This is a genomic window from Nocardia sp. bgisy134 (assembly GCF_965341865.1).
Classification (GTDB): Bacteria; Actinomycetota; Actinomycetes; order Mycobacteriales; family Mycobacteriaceae; genus Nocardia.
Genome location: NZ_CBDQZP010000017.1, coordinates 139,168 through 166,018 on the forward strand (window position 1 = coordinate 139,168; position 26,851 = coordinate 166,018).

At 67.3% G+C, this 26,851-nt stretch carries 2 protein-coding genes; both read left to right on the forward strand.

The window, feature by feature from the left end; translation table 11 throughout:
- Positions 1-19 precede the first annotated feature (19 nt).
- Complete coding sequence (locus ACRWNM_RS27270; RefSeq protein WP_431970948.1) at positions 20-24,487, forward strand: non-ribosomal peptide synthase/polyketide synthase; 24,468 nt, start codon at positions 20-22, stop codon at positions 24,485-24,487.
- A 405-nt stretch (positions 24,488-24,892) separates the two neighbouring features.
- Positions 24,893-26,365, forward strand: coding sequence for a glyceraldehyde-3-phosphate dehydrogenase (locus tag ACRWNM_RS27275; protein ID WP_431970949.1), 1,473 nt, complete (start codon positions 24,893-24,895; stop codon positions 26,363-26,365).
- The last annotated feature ends 486 nt before the right edge of the window (positions 26,366-26,851 follow it).

A 26,851-nucleotide genomic window follows, 5' to 3' on the forward strand; every position in this document is an offset into this window, starting at 1 on the left:
GTCCGAGCGAGAGGTTTAGATGAACCCAAAGTCAGCCGAAACTGCCGACCAGCTGGATCTGATTCCGCTCTCGAGGGCGCAGTACGGCATGTGGCTCGCGGACAACCTGTCGGGGGGGCCGACGGTGAACATCGCACATTACATCGAAATCGCGGGGCCGATCGACCACGACGTATTCACCAAGGCGGTGAACGACGCCAGCCGCGAAACCGAATCTCTCGTCGTCCGGGTGGTCGAGTCGAACGGCGTCCCCTATCAATTCGTCGACCGCAGCATCACCTACAACGAGTCCATTCTCGACGTCAGCGGCGAGGACGACCCGTTCGCCGCGGCAATGGAATGGATGCGGCGCGATTACAACACCAAGGCTGTCGATTTGAGCCGTGACCGGCTCACCGCGACGCGGCTGATCCGGCTCGCCGAAGATCGGTACCTGTGGTACGGGCGTGCCCATCACCTCATCGTCGATGGCTACGCCGCGTTCAACGTCATCACCCGGATGGCCGAGCACTACAACGCCTTGCTCGAAGGCAGGCCGCCCGTGCCGTCGGAGGCGGCCGGATTGCGCGACATCGTCGAGGCGGAGCGCGCCTATCGCGTCAGCTCGCGGTTCGAGACCGACAAGGCGTACTGGCTCGACAAGGTTGCCGATCTTCCGACGCCGCCGAGCCTGTCCGGTCGCACAGCCCGGTGGAGCAAGGTCGATCATGTCGCGGGCCAGCAGCTTCCGTCGCAATTGTCCACCATGCTCGACCGTTTCTCCGACGACCTGCACGCATCGCCCGCGCAAGTGGTCATCGCGGCCTTCGCCGCGTTCCTCGCCAGAATGACCGGTACCGACGACGTGGTGTTGTCGATGCCGGTCAGCGCTCGTGTGACGAAAGCCCTGCGCAATTCTGCCGCGATGCTGGCGAATATGGTGCCGATTCGGTTCACCGTGGACGCGACGACCACTGTGGAGCAAGTGATCCGCGCGTCGGTGTCCGAACTCGTCTCCGGGATGCGGCATCAGCTCTACAGGTTCGAGGATCTGCGTCGCGATTCGAATGCGTTGGACGCATCCGCGACCTCGTTCGGACCGATTGTCAATATCCTCTTCTTCGACTCGGAGATCCGCCTCGGGTCGGCCGTCGGCCGTTACCGCGCACTGACGTCGGGCGCATTGGATGATCTGCAGCTGAATCTGTACCGTTCCGGGGCCGACGCGCCGCTGCTGATCGAACTGCACGGGAATGCGAATTTGTACAGCCAGGACGAACTCGATGCGCACGCAGGTCGGTTCATCGCCTTCCTGCATCGTTTGATGGATTCGCCCATCGAAACCCCTCTGGTCGAGATCCCGCTCGTGGACCCCGCCGAAGAGGCGCGCATCGTCGGGCAGCTCGCCGGTCGTGACGGCGCAACGAGCACAGCGACGCTCGTAGATTTGCTGACGCGGCAGGCCGCCGCCACACCCTCCGCGGTGGCCGTCGGATCGGGTGAGACCGCCCTGACCTATCGCGAGCTCGACGAGCGATCCAACCGGTTCGCCCGTACGCTCATCGCCCTCGGAGCGGGTCCGGAATCACTGATAGCCATCGCGATGCCACGGGACGCCGATCTCATCGTCGTTGCGCTGGCCGTCCTGAAGTCGGGTGCGGGGTATTTGCCCTTGGACGTCGCGCATCCGGCCGATCGGCTGGAATATGTGCTGAACGATGCCGATCCGATCGCCGTCGTGACGACCCGCGGTATGCGCGAGCACGTGCCGGGCGATCCCGGTCGTGTGGTGCTGTTCGACGGCGCGGCCTGCGACGAATCGGCGGCGCCGATCACGGACGCCGATCGGCCGAGCCCACTGTGCCCCGACAACGTCGCCTACGTCATCTACACCTCCGGATCGACAGGCAGGCCGAAAGGCGTGGCGATCACCCATCGCGCCGTCGCGACCTACCTGGTGAACGCGTGCGCCGAGATCGGCGTCCGGACCGGAGACGTGTGGACGTTGTTCCATTCGTTCGCGTTCGACTACTCGGTGTGGGAGATCTTCGGCGCATTGGTCAGCGGCGGCCGGGTGGTCGTCGTGGACAGCCTCACCACTCGCTCGCCGGACGATGTCGTGCGCTTGGTGGCACTGGAGAAGGTGACCGTCTTCAACCAGACGCCCTCCGCGTTCCACCAATTCGCCGCGGCACGACAGCGTTACGCGGACGCCGGTGAGCCCGACGGTGAGCTGTCGATGCGACTGGTCGTTCTCTCGGGCGAACGTCTCGACCCGGCGGCGCTGGCGGACTGGTACGAACACAACCCGAAGCTGCCTGTGTTGGCCAACAGCTACGGCATCACCGAAACCACTGTCTTCGTCACCTATCTCGGCCTGACACCGCAGATCGCGATGCCGGGCGCGCCGAGCACGATCGGCCCGGCGCTGCCGGGGCTGCGCGCGTATGTCCTGGACGAACGATTACGTCCGGCGCCACTGGGCGCCTGGGGTGAGATCTATGTCGCCGGAACGCAACTCGCCCGCGGCTATCTCCACCGGCCTTCACTCACCGCCGGACGTTTCGTGGCCAACCCCTTCGGCAAGCCGGGCGAGCGACTCTATCGCAGCGGCGATGTCGCGCGCTGGAACCACACGGGCGAGCTGGAATACCGTGGCCGTGGCGATCAGCAAGTGCAGCTGCGCGGGTTCCGCATCGAGCTGGACGAGATACGTAACGCGCTGCTGACCCACAGCGCAGTCTCAGCGACAGTCGTTGTCGTGCATCTGCCCGGCACGGAGGCGGCGCGGCTCGTTGCCTATGTCGTGCCCATCGGCGAAATCGCCGGTGGGGCCGACACCCTGCGCGCGCATGTCGCGACGATCCTGCCGGAATACATGGTCCCCGCCGTCGTCGTGGTGTTGCCCGAGTTGCCGCTGACCGTCAACGGCAAGGTCGACCATCGGGCGCTGCCCGAGCCTGTCTTCGATTCGGCCGCGGCGTACGTCGCGCCGAGCACGGTGATGGAGGAGACGATCGCGGACGTCTTCGCCGAGGTGCTGGGCTTGGAGCGGGTAGGCGTGCTGGACAACTTCTTCGAAGCGGGTGGTAATTCGCTCACCGCGACCAGCGCCGCCGTACGGATCGCCGAGCTGACCCGATCCGATCTGTCGGTCCGGGATCTGTTCGGCAAGCCGACCGTCGTCGAACTCGCCGCGCTCATCGACGCCGAGCACCGCCCCGGCCGCCTCGCGTTGCGCGCGCAGCCACGCGTCGAGCCGATCCCGCTGTCGCCGGCGCAGAACCGAATGTGGCTGATCAATCAGGTCGATCCGGCCTCGGCGGCGTACAACATTCCACTGGTGGTGCAGCTGACCGGCCGTCTCGACGTCGCTGCGCTGCGCACGGCCCTGACGGATGTGATCGATCGGCACGAGTCCCTGCGGACCGTCTATCCCGTCGTGAACGGAGAAGGGACACAGGTCGTTCTGCCTGCCGAGGACGTTGTCGCCGGTCTCGATCTGTCACCCGAACCGATCGACTCCGCCGACCTCGCGCAGCGGCTCCGTGACCTGGCGTCGATCGGATCCGACGTGCGTACGAGTCCGCCGATCCGGGTCACGCTGCTCGCGTCCGCGGACCGGCATCGGCATGTCCTGGTCATCGTCTTGCACCATATCTGCTGCGACGGATCGTCCCTCGGACCGCTCGCGGCCGATGTCGTGACGGCCTACGAAGCGAGGTCGGAAGGAAAGAAGCCGGCCTGGCAGCCCCTGACGGTGCAATATGCCGACTACAGCATCTGGCACCGCAACTTGCTCGGTGACGAGAACGATCCGGAGTCCGTGGCGGCACGCCAGTTGCGTTTCTGGGCAAAGCAGTTGGCGGGGATGCCGCCGTTGCTGGAGCTGCCCGCCGACCGTCCGCGCCCTGCGCACCAGTCCATGCGCGGCGACGTCGCCGACACCGTGATACCGGCCGAGACCTTCGCCGGGATCGAGCGGTTGGCTCGCACGGCCAACGTCACTACTTTCATGGTCGTCCATGCCGCCCTGGCGGTTCTGCTGGCCCGGCTGTCGGGCTCGAAGGACATCACCATCGGGACGCCGGTCGCGGGCCGCGGCGAGCGTGCGCTGGAACCGCTCATCGGCATGTTCGTGAATACCGTGCCGCTGCGCACCGAGGTGCGTTCCGGCGAATCCTTCACCGCCTTTCTGGCGCGGGTGAAAGATGTCGATCTCGATGCCTTTGCCAACAGCGACCTGCCCTACGAACGCGTGGTGGAGGAAATCGATCCCCAGCGGTCGACCGCGTACGAACCGCTGTGCCAGGTGTACCTCGCCTTCGAGAACATGGACCGCCCGAGCCTGGAGCTCCCCGACCTCACCGTCGAGATCCTGGATCCCGGGCCGCAACCGGCGAAGGTGGACATCATCGTCACCGTCGCCGAAAACACCGCCGCGGGAGGCGATGTCGCACTGCGGATCGACTACGCCACGGATCTGTTCGATCGGGCGACGGTCGAGGAGCTGGCCGCGCGGCTGAATCGGGTCCTCGAGGCGGTCGTGTCCGATCCGCAGGTCCGGGTGGGTGGTGTGAATGTGCTGTCGGGGGTCGAGCGGGCAGGGTTGCTGCCCGCGTCGGGTGGCCGTGCCGAGGCGCCGCGGGTGTTGGCGGAGTTGTTGTCGGTACGGGATCTGGGCGCGGCGGCGGTGGTCTCGGGTGATCGCACGGTGTCGTACGCGGAGTTGGATGCTTGGTCGAACCGTCTTGCCCGGCAATTGATCGGGTGGGGTGTAGGCCCGGGTGATCAGGTCGCGTTGGCGATGGCGCGGTCGGTGGAGTTCGTGGTGGCGATATGGGCGGTGACCAAGGCGGGCGCGGCGTTCGTGCCGGTGGATCCGCGAAATCCGGCCGATCGGGTCGCGCTCATGGTGGCCGATGCCGACGCGCGGGTGGGGATCACCGTCGAGGCTTCGCAGCACCTGCTTCCGGACTCGGTCCGGCGGTTGGTGCTCGACGAGCCCGACACCACGGTCTGCATCGCGTCACGGTCCTCGGCGACGGTGACGGATGCGGACCGGGTGCGGCCCTGCCGTATCTCGGACACGGCGTACGTGCTGCACACCTCGGGGTCGACGGGGACGCCGAAGGGTGTCGCAGTCACCCACCAGGGGTTGGCGAATTTCGCGGCCGAGCAGCGGGAGCGCTATCGGGTCGACGGTTCCTCGCGGGTGTTGCAGCTGGCGGCGCCGGGCTTCGACGCGGTGGTGCTGGAGTTGCTGATGGCTCATGCGAACGGCGCGGCGTTGGTGGTGTCGCCGCCGGAAGTCTTCGCAGGGCGCGACTTGGCGGAATTGGTTCGGGCGCAGCGGGTGTCCCACGCGTTCGTGACGCCGAGCGTGCTGGCGACCATGTCGCCGGACGGTTTGGATTCACTGCGGGTGCTGGTGGCCGGTGGGGAGGCGGTGTCGGCGGAGACGGTCTCCGTCTGGGGACCCGGTCGGCAGCTGTTCAATGGGTACGGGCCGACCGAGACCACGATCATGGTCGCGATCAGCGACCCGCTGTGTGTCGGGGAGCGAGTCACCCTCGGTGGCCCGATTCGTGGTGTCGAGGCCGTGGTCCTGGATACCGGCCTGCAGCCCGTGCCGGTCGGAGTGACCGGACAGCTGTATGTGTCCGGAGTGCAGCTGGCCCGCGGATACCTCGACCGGCCGGTCGCCACGGCCACCGCGTTCGTCGCCAATCCGTACGGTCCCCCCGGTACCCGTATGTACCGGACCGGCGACTTGGCCCGCTGGACACCGGAGGAAACGCTCGAATACCTCGGTCGCACCGACTTCCAGGTCAAGATCCGGGGTCAGCGCATCGAACTCGGCGAAATCGAGGCCGTCCTCGCCGCGCACCCCGCCGTGGCGGTGGCGGTGACGGTGGGCGTCGAGACCGACGGTGGATCGAGACTGGCCGCCTACGTCGTGCCTGCGATCGAGACCGTCGATACCGCGGAGCTGCTGAGGTACGCCGCGCAACGCCTGCCCTCGCACATGGTCCCGGACACGGTGATGCTGCTCGACACGCTGCCGCTGTCGTCGGTGGGCAAGATCGACCGTGCGGCCTTGCCCGAACCGGTATTCGCCGCTGGCATCGTCGAATTCGTCGCACCGCGAGACGCTGCCGAGCAGATCGTCGTCGACGTCTGTGCCGCGGTGCTGGGGCTCGAGCACGTCGGCGTCCTCGACAGCTTCTTCGATCTGGGCGGCAACTCGTTGTCGGCCACTCGGGTGGCGGCGCAACTGAGCGTCGCGTTCGGTGTCGATGTCTCGTTGCGCGCGGTCTTCGATGCGCCGACCATCGCCGCCTTGGCGGAGAATCTCCGGACCAGCGACACGGCGGGACGGGAACCTCTTGCGCCGCAAGAGCGCCCGGTCCGAATCCCGCTGTCGCCCGCGCAGGCGCGCATGTGGTTCCTCAATCAGTTCGATACGAGCTCGGCGCTGTACAACATTCCGATGGTCGTCCACATGTCGGGAGAACTCGACGTCGCCGCCATGCGCGCGACGATCGCGGATGTGCTCGACCGGCACGAATCCCTGCGAACCGTCTACCCGGACAGCGACAGCGGACCGCACCAGGTGGTCGTGTCGGTGGAGACGGCACTGCCCCGGCTGGAGCCGTTGCCGGTCGCGGCGAGCGACGTCGAGGCACACATTGCCGCGGAGGTGGCCGCTGGGTTCGATGTCACGGCCGAGGTTCCGTTCCGGATCACCTTGCTGCGCAGCGCACCCGACGACCACACCCTGGTCCTCGTCGTCCATCACATCAGCTTCGACGGGTCGTCGCTCGCGCCGCTCGCCGCAGACCTGATGACCGCGTACAAAGCCCGCGTCCGGCAACAGGAACCGCCGTGGGCGCCGTTGCCTGTGCAATACGCGGATTACGCTCTGTGGCAACGCGCAATGCTCGGCACCGAGAGCGATCCGCACAGCCAGACCGTCGCCCAAATCGACTACTGGCGCGCGGCTCTCGCCGATGTGCCCGAGGTGCTCGACCTGCCCACCGATCGCCCGCGGCCGGCGAAACAGTCGTTCCGTGGTGCGACGGTGTCGACGAAGGTGCCCGCGGAACTCCATCGTGAGGTGGTCGCGTTGGCCCGCCGCCACGATGCGACGGTCTTCATGGTGATGCACGCGGCGTACGCTGCGCTGCTGGCGCGGCTTTCGGGAAGCGGTGATATCGCGGTCGGCACACCGATCGCCGGTCGCGGCGAGCCCGGACTCGATGCCCTGGTCGGAATGTTCGTCAATACGCTGGTATTGCGGACACGCATCGAGCCCGCCGCGTCCTTCCTCCGGATACTCGATCAGGTCCGGGCCACCGATCTGGCCGCCTTCGAGAACGCCGACATCCCGTTCGAGCGGCTCGTCGAGGTGCTGAATCCGCCACGTACGACAGCGCATGCGCCGTTGACGCAAGTCGGATTCTCGTTCCAGAACATCGAGATCCCGACCGTGGCGTTCGAGGGCCTGACGGTTTCGGCCCGGATGGCTGATTCGAGCGTCGCCAAGTACGACCTGCATCTGAATCTCGTCGACGCGCTGGAGCCGGACGGTGAACCGGGCGACATGGAAGTCGAATTCGCTTATGCGACAGATCTGTTCGACGAAGCGACGATCACCTCGATCTTCGACCGTTACTTGCAGCTGCTACAAGCGATCGTCGCTGATCCCGCCCGCGCTGTCGGTGATATCGATCTACTGACCGCGAACGAGGCGCGCGAGCTGATGGCGCGGTCGACCGGGGAGACGACCCGTCCTTCGTCCGCGACGATCGCCCACCTGTTCACCGCGCAGGCAGCGGCGACCCCGGGGAACACCGCCGTGATCGATGCCGAGGGTGGCGACCGGATCGGTTACCGAGAATTCGCGGCGAGGGTGAATTCGCTGGCGCGTGTGCTGATCGGACGGGGGATCGGTCCGGGAACCGTTGTTGCCGTTGCGATGCGTCGATCCGTTGACCTGCTGACCACGCTGTACGCGATCCACGCGGCGGGCGCGGCCTATCTGCCGCTGGATCCGGATCACCCGGTCGATCGGGTGCGCGCGGTCCTCACCGACGCGATGCCGACTGCCGTCCTCACCCGAGCGGTCGACAGGGCGAATGTGCCCGATGGCGTTCCGGTGTGGACGTTCGAGCAGCTCGGTACCGAGCACGCGGATACGTCGGAGGTGACAGACGCCGACCGGATCCGGGCTTTGCGCCCGGACGATCTGGCGTATGTCATCTACACCTCCGGCTCGACGGGTGTGCCGAAGGGCGTGGCGGTAACGCATGCGGCGGTGGTGAATCAACTGCGGTGGCTGCGCGACCACTACGGGTTCGGCGGCGACGATGTCATGCTGTTGCGCACGCCGTTCACCTTCGACCTGTCCGTCTGGGAGCTGTTTTCCGCATTGACCTGCGGCGCGGCGTTGGTTGTCGCGGGTTCCGACGCGCATGTCGATCCCGCCGCCGTGGCCCGGCTGATGGCCGAATATCGCGTCACGACCGTGGATTTCGTGCCGTCGTTGCTCTCCGCATTCCTCGAGCAGGCTGCCGAACACGAATTCCCGGACCTGCGGCGGGTGCTGTGCATCGGCGAGGCGCTGCCTGCCGACACCGTCCGTCGCTTCCGGGATCTCGGCGCGGCGCGCATCGACAATCTGTACGGGCCGACGGAGGCCGCGGTCAGCGTCACCTCGCACCGCATCGACGCGCTCGACGGCGGCGCAGTGCCGATTGGCATTCCCGAGGCGAATGTGGTGGTGCGCGTTCTGGATTCGCGACTGCGTCCCGTTCCCGTCGGGGTGACCGGTGAGCTGTACCTCGGCGGCGTCCAGCTGGCTCGCGGCTACCACGGACGGCCGGGTCTGACGGTGGCGACGTTCGTCGCCGATCCTTTGTCCGGTGCGAGCGGTTCCCGGCTGTACCGCACCGGCGACCTGGTCCGCTGGGGCGCGGATGGCAGCCTGCGCTATGTCGGCCGCGCCGACACCCAGGTGAAGATTCGCGGTCTGCGGATCGAACTCGGTGACATCGAAGCCGCGTTGGTCGCCCACGAGCAGGTGAACGCGACCGTCGTGCAGGTGCGCACCGATCGCGGCGAGCAACGCTTGGTGGCCTACGTGGTGGCCACCGAGGCGTTGGATGTCAAGGGAGTCAGGGGCTTTCTGCTCGAACGGCTGCCGGCGTATATGGTGCCGTCTTCGCTGATCCGGATCGACGCGATCCCGGTCACGGCCAACGGCAAGGTCGACTACCGAGCGTTGCCGGCGCCGGACCCGGGAAACCAGGAATCCGAGTACCGCGCGCCGCAGGGACTCGTCGAGCAGACAGTCGCCGGGATCTTCGCCGAACTGCTCGATCGCCCGGAGATCGGCGCGGACGACAACTTCTTCGACCTGGGCGGAAATTCGCTCGTCGCGACGCGCGCGCTGAGCCGGATCGGCGAGGTCGTCGGCGTGGCCGTACCGGTGCAGGTGATATTCGAGGCGCCCACCGTTGCCGACCTTGCCGAACGTATCTCGCGGCTGCGTGCGGTACCGAATCTGCCCGAGCCCGCTCCGAAGCAGCGCCCGGACCGCGTTCCGCTGTCGCAGGCACAGGCGCGGATGTGGTTCCTCAACCAGTTCGATCCGGATTCACCCGGATACGTTGTACCGCTGGCGATCCGGCTCGACGGTGTGCTCGACATCGATGCGCTCGCCGCGGCTGTCGGCGATGTCGTCGAGCGGCACGAGAGCCTGCGCACCATGTATCCGGCGGTCGACGGCACGCCCACACAGGTTGTGCTCGACGCGGCCGACGTTGTCGCGACCTGGGACCTCACGCCGCAGCCGGTCGGCGAGCGCGAGCTGTCGGACCGGTTGGCCGAGTTCTCGGGTGCCGGATTCGACGTGTCGAAGGGCGTGCCACTGCGCATTGCGCTGTATCAGCTGTCGGACCAGGCGTGGGTGGTCGCGTTGGCCGTCCATCACATCAGTTGCGACGGCTTTTCGGTGGCGCCGCTGGCCGCCGATATCGTGACGGCCTATCGTGCGCGGTCCAGCGGTAACCCGCCGGACTGGGCTCCGCTGGCCGTCCAGTTCGCCGATTACGCCCTCTGGCAGCGCGAGGTGCTCGGCTCGGCGGACGACCCGGACTCGTACCTGGCCCGCGACGTCGGCTATTGGCGCACTCAGCTCGCGGGCATCCCCGATGTGATCGAATTGCCGACCGATCGGCCGCGACCGATCGTGCAGACGCAACGTGGCGCGGTCGAACATGTCACGATCCCCGGTGAGTTGCAGGGCAGGGTCGAGGCGCTGGCGCGGCGAGCGGGCGCGACGACGTTCATGGTCGTGCACACGGCGCTGGCGGTGTTGCTGTCGAGGCTTTCGGGCAGCGGCGACATCACCATCGGTGTGCCCTATGCGGGCCGCGGTCACCGATCGCTCGACAACCTTGTCGGGATGTTCGTCAATACCTTGGTGATGCGCACCCGGGTCACGGTGGATCAATCGTTCTCCAGCTTGCTGAACCAGGTGCGGCGCACGGACATCGAGGCCTTCGACCATGCCACCGTCCCCTTCGAGCAGGTGGTGGAGGCCGTGAATCCCGCCCGGTCGACGGCCCATACGCCGTTGTTCCAGGTCATGCTCGCCTACCAGAACATCGCGCAGGCGCGTGTCGAACTTCCGGGTCTCACCGTCGAGAACGTGGATCCGGGCGACAGTGCCGCGATCTACGACCTGCTGCTGATGATGACGGAGGGGCACGGCACCCACAACGAGCCGACCGGCATGACGCTGCGCCTGACGTATGCCGCGGACCTTTTCGATCAGGACTCCGTCCGGCGTTTCGCCGAACAATTCGTGCGCGTACTCGACGCTGCCGCGACCGACGCCGATGCGGCGGTCGGCGGGATGGAGTTGCTCGATGCCGCGGAGCGGCACTTGGTGCTGGAGCAATGGAACGCCGCCGCCGTTCCCGCCGCGGCAGTCCGGACACTGGTCGACGCCTTCGACGAACAGGTCACCCGCACCCCGGATGCTCCGGCGATTCGCGTCTCGGACGGCACCGTGTCGACCTATCGGGATTTCGACACCCGCGTCAACCGTGTCGCCCGATGGCTCATCGCGCGCGGGGCTGGCCCGGAAACTGTTGTGGCGGTCTGCATTCGGCGATCGGTCGAGCAAATCACGGCGCTGTATGCGGTGGTGAAGGCGGGGGCGGCGTTCCTTCCGATAGATCCGGATACTCCAAGCGCGCGAATTGCCGGCGTGCTGAACGCGGCGCGGCCGTTGATGGTGCTCACCACATCCGCGGACGGCGACGAACTTCCGGAGGGGTTCGAGACCGCGCGGATCGATCGAGTGGACCTGGCAGGTCTTGCCGATGCCCCGATCACCGATTCGGAGCGCCGCGCGCCGCTGCGGCCGACCAATGTGGCCTACGTCCTGTTCACCTCCGGCTCCACCGGCGTTCCCAAAGGCGTCGCGCTGACCCATGCCGCGACCGTGAGCCAATTGGCGTGGGCACAGCGGGAGTGGCCACACGACGCGTCCGACACGGTCCTGTACAAGACTCCGATCACGTTCGACATCGCGGTATGGGAGTTGTTCTGGCCGTTGCAGACCGGTGCGCAGATCGTGGTCGCCGAACACGACGGGCACCGCGACCCGGCGTACCTCGCGGGCGTCATCGCGCGACACCGGATCAGTACCGTGCACTTCGTCCCCTCGATGCTGGACGTTCTCCTCGAAACCACCGCCGGCACGGAGCTGTCGTCGATCCGGCGAGTACTCGTTGCCGGTGAGGCGCTGGCGCAGCGCACCGTCGACGCGGCGGCGCGCGTGTTCGCGAAGGCCGAGGTGGTGAACTGGTACGGCCCGGCCGAGGCGGAAGTCGTCACGGCTGCACGCTGTGTGCCGGATGTGACGACCCGCGCGATGGTCCCGATCGGCACACCGGTGTCCGGCATGCGGGTCTACGTTCTGGACTCGCGGCTGCGGCCGGTGCCGGTGGGTGTGGTCGGCGACCTGTACATCTCGGGTGTCCAGCTGGCCCGCGGTTATCACGCTCGTGCCGATCTCACCTGCGGTGTCTTCGTGGCGCACCCGTTCGGCGCGGCGGGCGAGCGGCTCTATCGCACCGGTGATCTCGTCCGGTGGACGAAAGCCGGCGAGCTGGAGTACCTGGGCCGCAGTGATTTCCAGGTCAAGGTCCGCGGTCAGCGGGTCGAACCGGGTGATGTCGAAGCGGCGCTGTCCGCGCTCCCGGATGTCGCACGCGCCGTCGCGGTCGCCACGGCGGAACACATCGTCGGATACGCGACGCTCGTACCCGGTGCGGTGACCGATGGGCGCGCGATTCGCGACCAGCTCACCCGTGCACTGCCGTCGTACCTGGTTCCGGCCGCCGTACAGGTGCTCGATGCGATGCCGCTGACACCGAACGGCAAGCTCGATCGAGCCGCCTTGCCGCAGCCGGTCTTCGACGACGGCGAGGAATTCGTGCCGCCGCGCACCGAATACGAAGCGGCCCTTGCCGAAATCGTCGCCGAGATCACGGATATCGACCGAGTGAGCGTGACGGCGAACGTTTTCGAGATCGGGGTCAACTCGCTGACCGCCGCCCGCATCGCGGCGAGGGCCGCCGCGGCGCTCGGTATCGAGGTCGGCATCCGCGACATCTTCGACGAGCCGACGATCGCCGGATTGGCCGAATGCCTCGGCGAGCGAACCGGTTCGGCGGTGGTTCCGCTCGCCGCCCGGCCACGTCCGGCGGCGGTCCCGTTGGCGGCGGCGCAACGACGGATGTGGTTCCTCAACCAGTTCGACACCGCTTCGGCGGCGTACAACATCTGCCTCGCGGCCCGGTTGACGGGCCGGCTGAAGGTAGCCGCGTTGCGGGCGGCATTGCTCGATGTGGTGTCCCGGCACGAGCCGCTGCGCACGGTGTATCCCGCTGTCGACGGCGAGCCGTGCCAGGTCGTGCAGGACGTTGCGGCGGTGGCCAGGGACCTGGTGCCGGATCCGGAGCCGGTCGCCGACGAGGCGGAGCTGGCCGACCGGATCCGGCAGGCCGTCGGGACGGGTTTCGATGTCGCGGAATCGGCGCCCGTGCGGACACGGCTGTACCGCACCGGCGCCGACGAGCATGTGATCGTGCTCGTGGTCCATCACATCGCCGCCGACGGCTCATCGATGGCGCCGCTGGCCCGCGATGTCTTCGCCGCCTACGAAGCGCGGGTGAACGGCGAAGCGCCGCAATGGGAACCACTGGACGTCCAGTACGCCGACTACGCGCTGTGGCAGCGCGAGATGCTCGGCGCCGAGGACGATCCGGCGTCGCTGATCGCGCGGCAGATCGTCTACTGGACCGAGGTTCTCGACGAGGCCCCGGAGCTGCTCGAACTGCCGACCGATCGGCCACGGCCTGCCGCCATGTCGATGGCCGGTGGCAGCGTTCCCTTCGCGATCTCGGCGGGGCTGCACGACGACATCGTGCGGCTGGCACACCGTGAGGGCGTCACCGTGTTCGTCGTGCTGCACACGGCGTTGGCGATCCTGTTGGCGCGCACCGCGCACAGCGAGGACATCGCGGTCGGCACCCCGGTCGCCGGTCGAGGCGACCAGGCGCTGGACGATCTGGTCGGCATGTTCGTCAACACCGTGGTGTTGCGCACGCGTGTCCGCGAGAACCGGTCGTTCCGGGAACTTCTGGTGGAGGTCCGCGACGTGGACCTCGAGGCCCTCGCGCACGCCGATGTGTCCTACGAACGGCTGGTCGATGTCCTCGACCGCCCCCGATCGACGGCGTATACGCCGCTGTATCAGGTGATGTTCGGGTTGCAGAACATGCGTGCGGCCCGGTTCGAGCTGCCCGGTATCGATGTCGAACTGCTCGACCCCGGACTGGCACAGGCCAAAACCGACCTCACCGTGCTGATGACCGAACGCGTCGACGGCCGGCGGCCTGCCGGAATCGATGGCGAGATCACCTATGCGACAGACCTGTTCGTCGCATCGACCGCGGAATCGCTCGCCGAGCGGTTCGTGCGGGTCCTCGAAGCGGTCGCCGCCGACCCGGCGCGCGCGGTGGGCGACATCGATCTGCTCAGTGCGAGGGAGGCCGAACGGCTGGTCCCGGCACATGGTGGGAAGACCACGTCGCCGTGCCTGCTGCCCGAACTGCTGGCCGCGGCCGTGGCAGCGGATCCGGCGGCGGTCGCCCTGATCGGGGAGACCGAGACCCTCACCTACGCCGAGCTCGATCGCCGGTCGAGCCAGCTCGCCGGGCACCTGCTCGCCCGAGGGGTCGGACCGGGGGTGTTCACCGCGCTGGCCGTGCCGAGGTCGGTCGACTACCACGTCGCCATGTGGGCGATAGCGAAGACCGGCGCCACCTTCGTCCCCGTGGATCTGCGATATCCCGTGGAGCGGATCGCGCACATGGTGAACGATTCCGGTGTCACCGTGGGGATCACCATTGCGGCCGTACAAGAGTCGCTGCCGGGAGATGTCGGATGGGTCGTGCTCGACGATCCCGATGCGGCCGCCGAGATCGCCGCACAGCCGGGCCACGCTGTCACGGATGCGGAGCGCGCACGGGCACTACAGATTCGGGACGCGGCGTATCTGGTCTACACGTCCGGTTCGACCGGAACACCGAAAGGTGTCGTGGTGACGCACGAGGGCTTGGCCGGATTCGCGGCCGAGCAGCGGGCGCGCTATCGCGTGGACGCCACGTCGCGTGTACTGCAAGTGGCGGCGCCCGCCTTCGACGCGGTGCTGCTCGAAGCATTGATGGCGTGTGCGGCAGGCGCTTGCCTGGTCGTGTCGCCGCCGGAGGTGTTCGGCGGCCCGGATCTGGCCGCACTGGTCGGCGCGCATGGGGTGACCCACGCGTTCCTGACACCCAGCGTGCTGGCGACGGTGTCACTCGCGGACTTCGCCTCGGTGCGGGTGCTGGCGGTCGGCGGCGAGATGGTGTCGGCTGACCTGATCGCCGCCTGGGCGCCGGGACGGCAATTGCACAACATCTACGGCCCGACGGAGACGACGATCGTGGTCACGATCAGCGATCCGGTACAGCCGTCCGATGTGATCACCATCGGCGGTCCGATCCGTGGTGTCGAGGCTGTGGTGCTGGACGCGCGGTTGCGTCCTGTGCCCGTGGGGGTGACCGGGGAGCTGTACCTTTCCGGTGCCGCATTGGCGCGCGGCTACCTGAATCGCCCTGCCGCGACAGCGGGTGCGTTCGTCGCGGATCCGTACGGTGCGCCGGGGTCGCGGATGTATCGCACCGGCGATACCGTTCGCTGGACCGCGCAGGGCGCGCTGGAATACGTCGGCCGCATCGACTTCCAGGTCAAGATTCGTGGCCAGCGCATCGAACTCGGCGAGATCGACGCCGCGCTGCTCTCCCATCCGAAGGTGGCCGCTGCTGTCACCGTGAGCAGAACGGGGCCCGGCGGGCAACCGATGCTCGCCGCATACATCGTGGCGGAAGCCGCGGAAGTCGTCGAGTCGAGCGCCGTGTCGGAGCACGTCGCCGCCGTCTTGCCTGCCTACATGGTGCCGTCGACGATCACCGTGCTCGACCACATGCCCCTCGCCTCGACTGGCAAGGTGGACCGAAAAGCGTTGCCGGAACCCGTCTTCGAGGTCGATGGCGACGACGCCGTCGCCGCGGCGACCGACCTGGAACGCACCATCGCCGCCGCCTTCGCGGACGTGCTCGGCATCGGGTCGGTGGGCGTGACGACCTCGTTCTTCGCGCTCGGCGGTGACTCGATCATGTCGATCCAGTTGGCATCGCGGCTGAAGACATCGGGTGTCATCGTGACGGCTCGGGACATTTTCGAGCGCAAGACCGTTCGGGGACTCGCACAGGTGGCCGAGGCCGCGGAACGAGTGTCGCTCGCGGAGCTGCCGGGCGGTGGCGTGGGCGAAATCCCCTTCACGCCGATCGTGTCCTGGTTCGTCGAGCGGCTCGGGGCAGCCGATCGGTTCGCGCAGTCGATGCTGACGCGCTTGCCGCGGGACGCACGAGTCGATGACGTGATCGCGACCGTGCGTGCGGTGCTGGAACAGCACGACATGCTGCGCTCGCGGCTGCGCGAACGATGCATGGAGGTGCTTCCCGTCGGCACTGCCGATGCCGCGGGCTCGGTGTTCGTGCGAACCTTCGGGGCGCACGAGGCGCCGGGCAGCGCCGGTTTCACCGCCGTGGTGGAAGCGGCGCTGACCGACGCGTCCGACCGACTCGATCCCGCCGAGGGCCGGATGCTGCAGGTCGCGTGCCTGCTTCCGGAATCGGGTGTCGAGGCCGATGCCCGTGCCCTCATCGTGATTCATCACCTGGCTGTCGACGGGGTGTCGTGGCGGATCCTGCTGCCCGACTTCGTCACCGCCTGGCAGCAGATCAGCCAGGGGCGGGCGGTCGAGTTGCCTGCCCAGGGCACATCCATGCGGCGGTGGGCACACGCGTCGATCGCCGCGGCGGCAGGCCGGGGTGACGAGTTCGAGCTGTGGCAGCGGATGAGTGCGGCAGCCGATCCGCAACTCGGGAGCGCGGAATGGGATCCCGCCGTCGACACCCAGGCGACGGTGCGGCATCTGACGGTGTCCATCCCGGCCGAAGTGACCTCGGCGTTGCTGGACGCGGTGCCGCGAGCCGTGCGCGGCAGCGTCGACGATGCGCTGCTGGCCGCTCTGGCGGTCGCGCTGGTCGGTTGGCGCAGGCGCCGCGGCATCACGCACCCGGGCGCGAAAGTCCTCCTGGAAGGACACGGCCGCGAAGAGGAGATCGCCGCAGGAGCAGATGTCTCGCGCACCGTGGGCTGGTTCACCAGCACGTACCCGGTCGCGCTCGACCTCAGTGGAATCGATGACACGGACCTCCGCGCGGCAGCGAAGTCCGTCAAAGACCAGCTGCGCGAGATCCCCGACAAGGGCATCGGTTACGGCCTGCTGCGCTATCTGAACACCGACACGGCCGACCGGCTCGCGTCGGCGCCCCAGCCGCAGATCAGTTTCAACAATCTCGGCCGCGCCGGCGTCGACCTCACCTCGCTGTCGGATATCGCGTGGGTCCCGACCGACGAGCAGTTCGATCGGCGGGCCGCCTTCGATCCGGATATGCCTGCCGCAGCGGTGATCACGATCGACGTGAACATCGTGGACACCGAGGCCGGACCCGAGCTGTCGGCACATGTCGGCTACGCCTCGCGGTTGCTCGAACACGAAGAGGTGGCCGAACTCGTCGGCGGATGGGTCGACGCCGTCACCGAGATCGCCGCCATGGCTCGTGCGGACGACGAATGGGGATTGTCGCGGGCAGATGTTCCACTGGTCGACCTCACACAGCGCGATCTGGACACCTTCGCCGACCGGTACGGTCGACTCGGCGAGGTCTGGTCGCTGGCGCCGCTGCAGGCGGGTCTGCTGTTCCACGTCGAATTCGCGGCGGGCGAACTCGACGTCTACACGGCGCAATCGGTCCTCGGTCTCACCGGCGTGGTCGACGAGAATCGGCTCGAGCGTGCCGCGAAAGCCTTGCTCGTGCGGCATCCCAACCTGCGGGCCGCGTTCACGCGAACGGCCGACGGCGTTCCCGTGCAGGTTGTTCCCGCCGCCACAACGGTGTGCTGGCGCAGCGTCGAACACTGCGGCAGCACAAGGGAATTGGATGAGCTGATCGACGCCGAGCGGGCGGTCGTCTTCGATCCCGCCGACCCGCCGCTGTTGCGGTTCCTGCTCGTCGCCGTGGGGCCGCACGACTTCCGGCTGGTGTTGACCGCGCACCATCTTCTGCTGGACGGCTGGTCGTTGCCGCTGCTGTGGCGTGAGTTGATCGGTTTGTACGCCGTGGCCGCACAGCCGGAACTGCTTCCCCCGGCGACCTCGTACCGCGACTACTTGGAATGGCTGGGCCGGCGTGATCGCGCTACCAGCGCCGAGGTGTGGCGGGACGCGCTGCGAGATATCAGCGAGCCCTCGCTGGTCGCCGATCCACAGACGGCGACGACCGCGGACATCCCGATCGATCTGCCGATCGTCCTCGATCGTGCCGCGACGGCAGAGTTGGTGACGTTCGCGCGGGCGCGAGCGGTGACGATGGCGACGATCGTGCAGTTCGCCTGGTCCGTGGTGCTGGGCAATCTGCTCGGTGTCGAACGGGTGACCTTCGGCAGCACGGTATCCGGCCGTCCCGCTGAACTGCCGGGCGTCGAGTCGACGATCGGTCTGTTCATCAATACGATTCCGGTCGCCGCCGATGTCCGGCGGGATCTGACCATCGAGGACGCGCTGCGTCGACTGCAGGCGGACAACACCCGTCTGCTCGACCACCACTACCTCGAACTGTCACAGATCATGCTGGCCGCGGGCAGCAGCCAGCTGTTCGACACTCTGGTCGTCTTCGAGTCGTATCCGGTCGACAGCAGTGGCCTCGGCGAGGCCGATGTCGACGGTATGCGGGTGGTCTCGGCGGATGGCCGCGACGCGGCGCATTACCCGATCACCGTGCAGGCGCACCACACCGACGAGTTGCAAGTCCGGCTCCGCTACCAGCGGGCCCGCGTCGACGACGTGACAGCGGCTGGTCTCGCGGCCCGTTTCGACACCGTGCTGCGTGCGGTGACGACCGATCCGAGCAGGCGGCTCGGTGCGATCGATCTGTTGTCCGCGGGCGAGCGGTGCGCGCTCGTGCCCCGCTCAGGTGGCAGCGCCATGGCGCCGTGCCTCGTAGCGGACCTGCTGTCCTCGGGCGTTGCGGTCGATCCCGAGGCGGCGGCCGTTGTTTCCGGTGGGCGTACCGTGTCCTACGCGGAATTGGATGCCTGGTCCAACCGAGTGGCGCGGCAGTTGATCGCGTGGGGCGTAGGCCCGGGGGATCAGGTCGCGCTGGCGATGCCGCGGTCGGCGGAATTCGTGGTCGGCCTGTGGGCGGTGACCAAGGCGGGCGCGGCGTTCGTGCCCGTCGATTCGCGGAATCCGGCCGAGCGCGTCGCGCTCATGGTGGCGGATGCCGAGGTGCGGGTTGCGGTCACGGTCGAGGCACTGCGGGATCTGCTGCCCGGCACGGTGCGCCCGATGGTCCTCGATGATCCGGACACCGCGACGTCGATCGCCTCGCGATCGGCGGCCGCCGTGACCGACGCCGAGCGCGTGCGCACACCGGACGTCCGGGACGTGGCCTACGTGATCTACACCTCCGGCTCGACCGGAATGCCGAAGGGGGTCGCGGTCACCCACGAGGGGCTGGCGAGTTTCGCGGCCGTGCAGCGAGACCGGTTCGGTGTGGACACTGGTTCGCGAGTGCTGCAGGCCGCCGCTCCCGGCTTCGATGCGATGCTCATCGATGTGCTGCTGGCCCACACCGCAGGCGCTGTGCTCCTGGTGCCGCCGCCGGCGGTGTTCGGCGGCGACGAGCTGGCAGAACTGATTCGCGCACAGCGGATTTCGCATGCGTTCGTCACGCCCAGTGTGCTGGCGACGATGTCGCCGACCGGTATGGATTCGCTGCGGGTGCTGATGGCCGGTGGGGAGGCGGTGACACCGGAAACGGTCGCGATGTGGGCGCCGGGCCGGACCTTGTTGAACGGGTACGGCCCGACCGAAACGACGGTTCTCGCGTGTATCAGTGCCGCGCTGCGACCGGATGGTGCGGTGACCATCGGCGGGCCGAGCCGTGGAGTCGAGGCTGTCGTCCTGGATGCGTGGTTGCGGCCGGTGCCGGTCGGGGTGGTGGGGGAGTTGTACCTCGCGGGTGTGCAGCTGGCGCGAGGATATGTGAACTGGGCATCGGCGACGGCAGGCTCGTTCGTGGCGAATCCGTTCGGTGCGGCGGGTTCGCGCATGTACCGCACCGGCGACCTCGCCCGCTGGACACCGGAGCACACCCTGGAACACCTCGGACGGCGCGATTTCCAGGTGAAGATCCGCGGTCAGCGCATCGAACTCGGTGAGATCGAAGCTGTTCTGGCCGAGTATCCCGGGATCGAGCACGCGGTCGTCATGCTGCGGAAGGACCAGCGCGGCCTGGATCGACTCGTCGGCTACCTCGTCACCGACGAGGACGTGGATCCGAACGAGGTTCGGGCCGCCGCGCGGTTGCGACTGCCCGCGCACATGGTGCCCGACGTGTTCACGATGCTCGCCGAGCTGCCCCTCACAACGACCGGCAAACTCGACCGCCTGGCGCTTCCCGCCCCGGAATTCGCGGACCGTCGGGAATGGGTCGCTCCGAGCACCGACGCCGAGCGGCGCATCGCGGAGGTGTTCGGAAGCGTCCTGGGCATCGACAGCGTAGGGGCGACGGACAGCTTCTTCGACCTCGGAGGCGACTCGCTGTCGGCGACACGGGCGGCCGCGCAATCGAGCACGGCACTGGGAGTGCGTATCGGGGTCCGAGACCTGTTCGAGAAACCTGTGGTCGCCGAACTCGCCTCCTGCCTGGATACTTTCGACCGCGACTCCCGACTGCCGCTGACGCCGCGACTCCGGCCGCCGCTCGTGCCGCTGTCACCGGCGCAGCAGCGGATGTGGTTCCTCAATCAGTTCGACACCACGGTCGGTGCGTACAACATCCCGCTGGTGATCCGGCTGCGCGGAGAACTCGACATAGCCGCGCTGCGGCACGCGTGTTCACTGGTCATCGACCGGCACGAGTCGCTGCGGACCAAGTTCCCGATGGCCGACGGACAGCCGTGTCAGGTTGCCGTCGGCGTCGACGAGGTCGCCTCGGTACCGACGCCCGTCCGGGTCGACGAGAAGCATGTGAGGGAACGAGCGATCGCCGTGGTCTCGACGGGTTTCGATGTGCGACAGGCGCCCCCGTTGCGTATCGAATTGTTCGCTGTCGATGACCGGGACCACGTTCTGGTCATCTGCGTGCACCACATCTGCGCCGACGGCCAGTCGATGATGCCGCTCGCGCGGGATGTGGCACTGGCGTACGAGGCGAGTAGACAAGGGACAGCACCGATGTGGCCGGTCCTTCCGGTCCAGTACGCGGATTACGCGCTGTGGCAACGAGAGATGCTCGGCTCGGCGGACGATCCGGACTCGGTCATGTCCCGGCAGTTGCGATTCTGGAAAGACACCCTCGACGGATTGCCCGAGCTGCTCGAATTGCCGACCGACCTGCCCCGGCCACTCGTCGCGTCCATGCGCGGCCGCGCCGTCGATTTCGAGCTTCCCGCCGAACTGCACGAACGGATTGTCGCTGTCGCGCGCGCCGCGAACGCGACGGTCTTCATGGTCCTGCACGCCGCGTTGACCGTCCTGCTGTCCAGGTCGGCCTGCGTCGACGACATCGCGATCGGCACCCCGGTGGCCGGCCGTGGCGAGCGTCAGCTCGATGATCTGATCGGCATGTTCGTCAACACGCTGGTCTTGCGGTCGCGGGTGCGGCCCGGACAGCCGTTCGCCGAATTGCTCGCCGCGACCCGTGACACGGACCTGGCGGCGTTCGAGCATGCGGATGTTCCCTTCGAGCAAGTCGTGGAAGCGATGAATCCGCCCCGGTCGACTGCGCATCTTCCGCTGTACCAGGTGACGCTCGACGTCCAGAACCTGAGCAAGGCCGCGTTGGAACTGCCGGGGATCGGCATCGAGCCGATGGAAGACGGTTTCGAGCAGGCACAGGCCGACTTGAGCATGAAATTGGTCGAGCGGTTCGGTGACCGAGGCCGTCCGGATGGCATGGCGGGTCGGCTCACCTTCGCCACCGATCTCTTCGTCGAAGAGACGATGACTCGGTTCGCGGACGCTTACGTACGAATTCTGGAGGAGGTGACCGCGAATCCGGCGGGCGCGGTCGGCGATATCGAGATCGTCGATCCGATACAGCGCCGCGAATTGCTCGACTCGGCGGGCGAAGACGGCGTCGTGGTCGCGGACGTGACGCTCGTCGACCTGTTCGCTGCCCGAGTCCTGGCCCAGCCGAACGCGGTCGCGGTCTCCGACGGTGCGTCACAGTTGACCTATGCGGAGCTGGATCGGCAGGCCACCCATCTCGCCGCGCGGCTGAGCGAGCAGGGCGTGGGGCCGGAATCACTGGTGGCAGTGGCGTTACCGCGCTCGATCGAATTGGTCGTTGGCCTGCTCGCGGTGATGCGAGCGGGCGCCGGGTATCTGCCACTGGACGTGGCATATCCGCCGGACCGATTGCGGTTCGTGCTCGACGACGCACGCCCGGCCGCCGTGCTGACATCGGTCGAGTTGGCATCGGCGGTGCCGGAGTACGCCGCGCCGGTGTTGCTCGTCGAGGATGGTTCGGACGCGACAGCAGCGGGCGGCTGCGATCCGGTGGCGCCGAACCCGCGGCCGGACAACGTGGCCTATGTGATCTACACCTCGGGATCGACGGGCCGCCCCAAAGGGGTGACGGTCAGCCATCGCGACGCGGTCACGTTGTTCGCCAACACGGCCGAACGCTTCGACTTCGGCCCGGACGACGTGTGGACGATGTTCCATTCCTACGCCTTCGATTTCGCGGTGTGGGAAATGTGGGGCGCGCTGCTGTCCGGCGGCAGGCTGGTCGTCGTCGACTACCACACATCCCGGTCGCCGGAGGCGTTCGTGGATCTCGTGGCGCGAGAGCGCGTGACGGTGTTGAGCCAGACACCGTCGGCGTTCTACGGGTTCGCCGCGGCAGAGCGCGAGTATCGCGAATCCGGCTGCACCGCTGGCGAACTCACGCTGCGTTACGTCGTATTCGGCGGCGAGGCACTGGATGCGTCCCGGTTGACCGGATGGTTTGCGGCGCACGAGCCCGGATCGCCGCGATTGATCAACATGTACGGGATCACCGAGACGACAGTGCATGTCACGTTCACCGAGATCGATCGGACGGACGCGGCCGGGATCGGGACACCGCTTCCGGGGTTGCGCGTATACGTGCTCGACGACCGGCTGCGCCCGGCGCCGATCGGCGCCGCCGGAGAGATCTATGTGGCCGGTGGGCAATTGTCGCGGGGCTACCTGGGAGCCCCTGCTGTGACGGCGGGACGATTCGTGGCGAATCCCTTCGACCCGCACGGTGCCCGGTTGTATCGGTCCGGGGATGTGGGCCGGTGGCGAAAGACCGCCACTGGGCTCGAGTTGAACTACGTCGGCCGGGCTGACGCGCAGGTGCAGTTGCGTGGTTACCGCATCGAGCTGGGCGAGGTGGAGTCGGCGCTGCTCCGGCACCGGCAGGTGACGCGGGCCGCCGCGGCGGTGCACCGGCACGCCAGCGGCGTCGATCAGTTGATCGGTTACGTCGTGGGCGTCGACGGCCGGGAGATCGATCCGGGCCAGGTCCGGGAGGCCGCTGCCGAGATGCTGACTAGCTACATGGTGCCGTCGACAGTGATGGTGTTGCCCGATCTGCCGTTGACCGTCAACGGCAAGCTCGATCGAAACGCCTTGCCTGCTCCCGATTTCGAGGTATCGGTGGACGAGTTCGTCGCGCCGCGGACGCATACCGAGAAAGCGATCAGCGACGTATACGCGCGGGTCTTGGGCGTCACGCGGGTCGGGATCTCGGAGGGGTTCTTCGACCTGGGCGGCAATTCGCTGCTGGCCACGATGGTGGTGACCGAACTGCGTGCTCGCGGTGTGACGATCGCGTTGCCATGGATGTTCGACGATGCGACACCGAAGGCGCTGGCGCGCAGGGTCGATGAGGCCGAGGGCGGCTCCGGTCTGGAGGTACTGCTTCCGCTGCGTGCCGGCGGATCGAAGCCCGCCCTCTTCGCTGTGCACCCCGCCGGGGGATTGGCGTGGTTCTACGGCGGCGTGGTCGAACATGTGGACAAGGATCGACCGGTATACGGCTTGCAGGATCCGCATGTCGTGGCGGGCGAACCACGTGCGGATTCCGTGAACGAATTGGCCGAGCGGTATGTGGCCGAGATTCGCCGGATACAGCCGAGCGGGCCGTACCACTTGCTCGGCTGGTCGCTGGGCGGGCAGATCGCGCACGAGATGGCAGTGCAGCTTCAGCGCGATGGTGAGCTCGTCGGAACGCTGGCCCTGCTGGATTCCTCCGCCGACGCCTCGGATCCGACGGCAGCTGCGACGATCACCACCGGGGACGAGCCCGCGCCGGGAGAGTTGATGGCGGACCTACTCGGCGGTTGGCGAGAACTGTTCGACCTCGGTGACGGGGTGCAGGCGGACACGCACGAACAGGCGTGGGCGGTCATCCGGGACCAGGTGGTCGGCACCGGGCTGTTCACCGCCGAACAGGCGGACCGCGTGATGGAGAGTTTCGAGACCGCGAGCAAGATCGCGGCCGATCACCGGCCAGAAGTTTTCGACGGAGAGGTGGTGTTCTTCACCGCAGGCAAAGACCGCATGGACGACGGCGCTCTCGTGCGGACATGGCGCCCGTACGTCACCGGCAACATGCACAACACGATCGTCGACGCACGCCACCTCGAGCTGAGCCACCCGCATGCCATGGTCGTCGTCGGCCCGGTCCTGGAAAGGTTCATGAACGAATACTGATCACTGTCCAGCGGGATCCGGCTCGACGTCGGCGTGACGGTCGTCTCGCCGAGCTGGGCCGTGGCCCGGATGCGATGGGCGAGACAATGCACTGGTGGTCCGCATCGCTGTGACAATCGCTACTCTGTCATGCCGCGCGATGAAGGCTCGAACTCGCACGTGCGGCGGTGACCGACGGAACTACCGCCAGCCCGTCGATGTCGTTCCGCTCGGAATTGCTTTGGGCAGGACTCGATTGGCGCGTCCCTGTCCACGCGACGCGCCGGCGAGCAGAGCTCGAACCAGACGTGTGACCGAGCGGCGCAACCACCCGGCGACCTCACGAGTGGGGATCCGCCCTCTGTGATTTCCAGGCCCTCATTAGCATCGTTGCGGCGAAGAGACCGAGAAATCCGAGGACGTGTGTTGACTACCGAACAACTTGACCGCTGGAATGCTCAGGAAGCCGCTGCGGAGGCGATGATTCCCATCATCGGCACGTTGTATCGGGCGAAGGGTGTGACGATCCTGCTGCACAGCCGTTCGCTGGTGAACAAGTCGGTGATCAGCATCCTGCGGACGCACCGCTTCGCGCGGCAGATCGAGGGCGAAGAGTTGTCGGTGGACGAGACCCTTCCCTTCCTGCGAGTGCTCAGCGAGCTGGATCTGGGGCCGTGCAAGATCGACATCGGTCAGCTGGTCATGGCGTATCGCGCCGACGATCGCGGACTGTCGATCCGCGAGTTCGCCGAAACGGTCCTGGTCGACGTGACAAACGGCAACAAGGAGTCGCAGGGCCCGAGGGATGTCGTCCTCTATGGCTTCGGCCGCATCGGTCGTCTGGTCGCTCGCCTGCTCATCGAGAAGGTCGGTTCCGGCAACGGGCTGAACCTGCGCGCCGTGGTGGTGCGCAAGGGAGGCGAGGGCGACCTGGTCAAGCGCGCGTCGCTGCTGCGCAGGGATTCGGTGCACGGCCAGTTCAACGGCACCATCAAGGTCGACGCCGACAACAACACGATCATCGCGAACGGGAACGTGATCAAGTTCATCTACAGCGATGATCCGACGACGATCGACTACACCGAGTACGGTATCGACGACGCGATCCTGATCGACAACACCGGTAAGTGGCGCGATCGCGACGGCCTGTCACAGCACCTGCGCCCCGGCATCGCGAAGGTCGTCCTCACCGCGCCCGGCAAGGGCGACGTGCCGAACATCGTGCACGGCGTCAACCACCGCGACCAGGACCTGTCGCAGCAGATCTTCTCGTGCGCCTCGTGCACGACCAACGCGATCGTTCCGCCGCTCAAGGCCATGGACGACGAGTACGGCATCGTCCGCGGTCACGTGGAGACGGTCCACTCGTTCACCAACGACCAGAACCTGCTGGACAACTACCACAAGGCCGACCGCCGCGGTCGGTCCGCGCCGTTCAACCTCGTGCTCACCGAAACCGGCGCCGCGTCCGCGGTCGCGAAGGCGATGCCGGACTTCAAGGCGAAGATCACCGGCAACTCGATCCGCGTTCCCACCCCCGACGTGTCGGTCGCGATTCTGAACCTGCAGCTCGAGCGGGAGACGACGAAGAGCGACGTGCTCGAGTACCTGCGTCAGGTTTCGCTCTCCGGGCCGTTGAGCCGCAACCTCGACTACACCGCCGCCACCGACGTGGTCTCCAGCGATTTCATCGGATCGCGCGCCGCGGCGATCATCGACGCCAATGCCACGATCGTCGAGGGCGACACCGCGATCCTGTACGTCTGGTACGACAACGAATTCGGCTACTCGTGCCAGGTGGTGCGGACGGTGCAGTACATCTCGGGCATCGAGTACCCGACCTACCCGCAGGCCGCCGTCGACAACGCTCCTGCGCTGGCCGCGGCCGACGCCCGGTAACTCGCCCAGCCGCAACGCTCGGCCGACGCGTCCGTCGGCCGAGCGTTGCGGCTCGGCGCGCCTGCGCCCCTTGGCGAATCGAGTTCGCAACATCACCGCACGGGTTCTGTCCGCGGCGAATCGTGCGGACCATCCGGCAGGACCTGCTGCGCGAGGACCAATTCCGCAGACCGGCGGTCACCCCGGTCCGCCCGTGCCGTTTCGCGGGTTCCGACGCCCGCCGCAACTGTGACTTGCATCACGTTTTGATAGCAGTTGCCCCATCTGCACCGTATAACTTTCCACGCGCTTTGCGAAGTCTTTACTCTTAGGGTGACCTGTGCGCCTGAGGTCGCCGCTTCACCCGCTGGATCCACAGCGTCGCTGAACCCGCTCGCTCCGCGCTTCACCGAGTCGCTCCACCAAGCTTCGCCCGCCGCTCGCTTTCGATGCCAGTGCATGTTGCCCCGATGAACCGGATCGGCTGCCGCCGAGACGGCGAAGGAG

Coding starts and splice junctions, on each gene's coding strand:
- ACRWNM_RS27270 (WP_431970948.1), top strand. CDS start 20: ATGAACCCAAAGTCAGCCGAAACTGCCGACCAGCTGGATCTGATTCCG.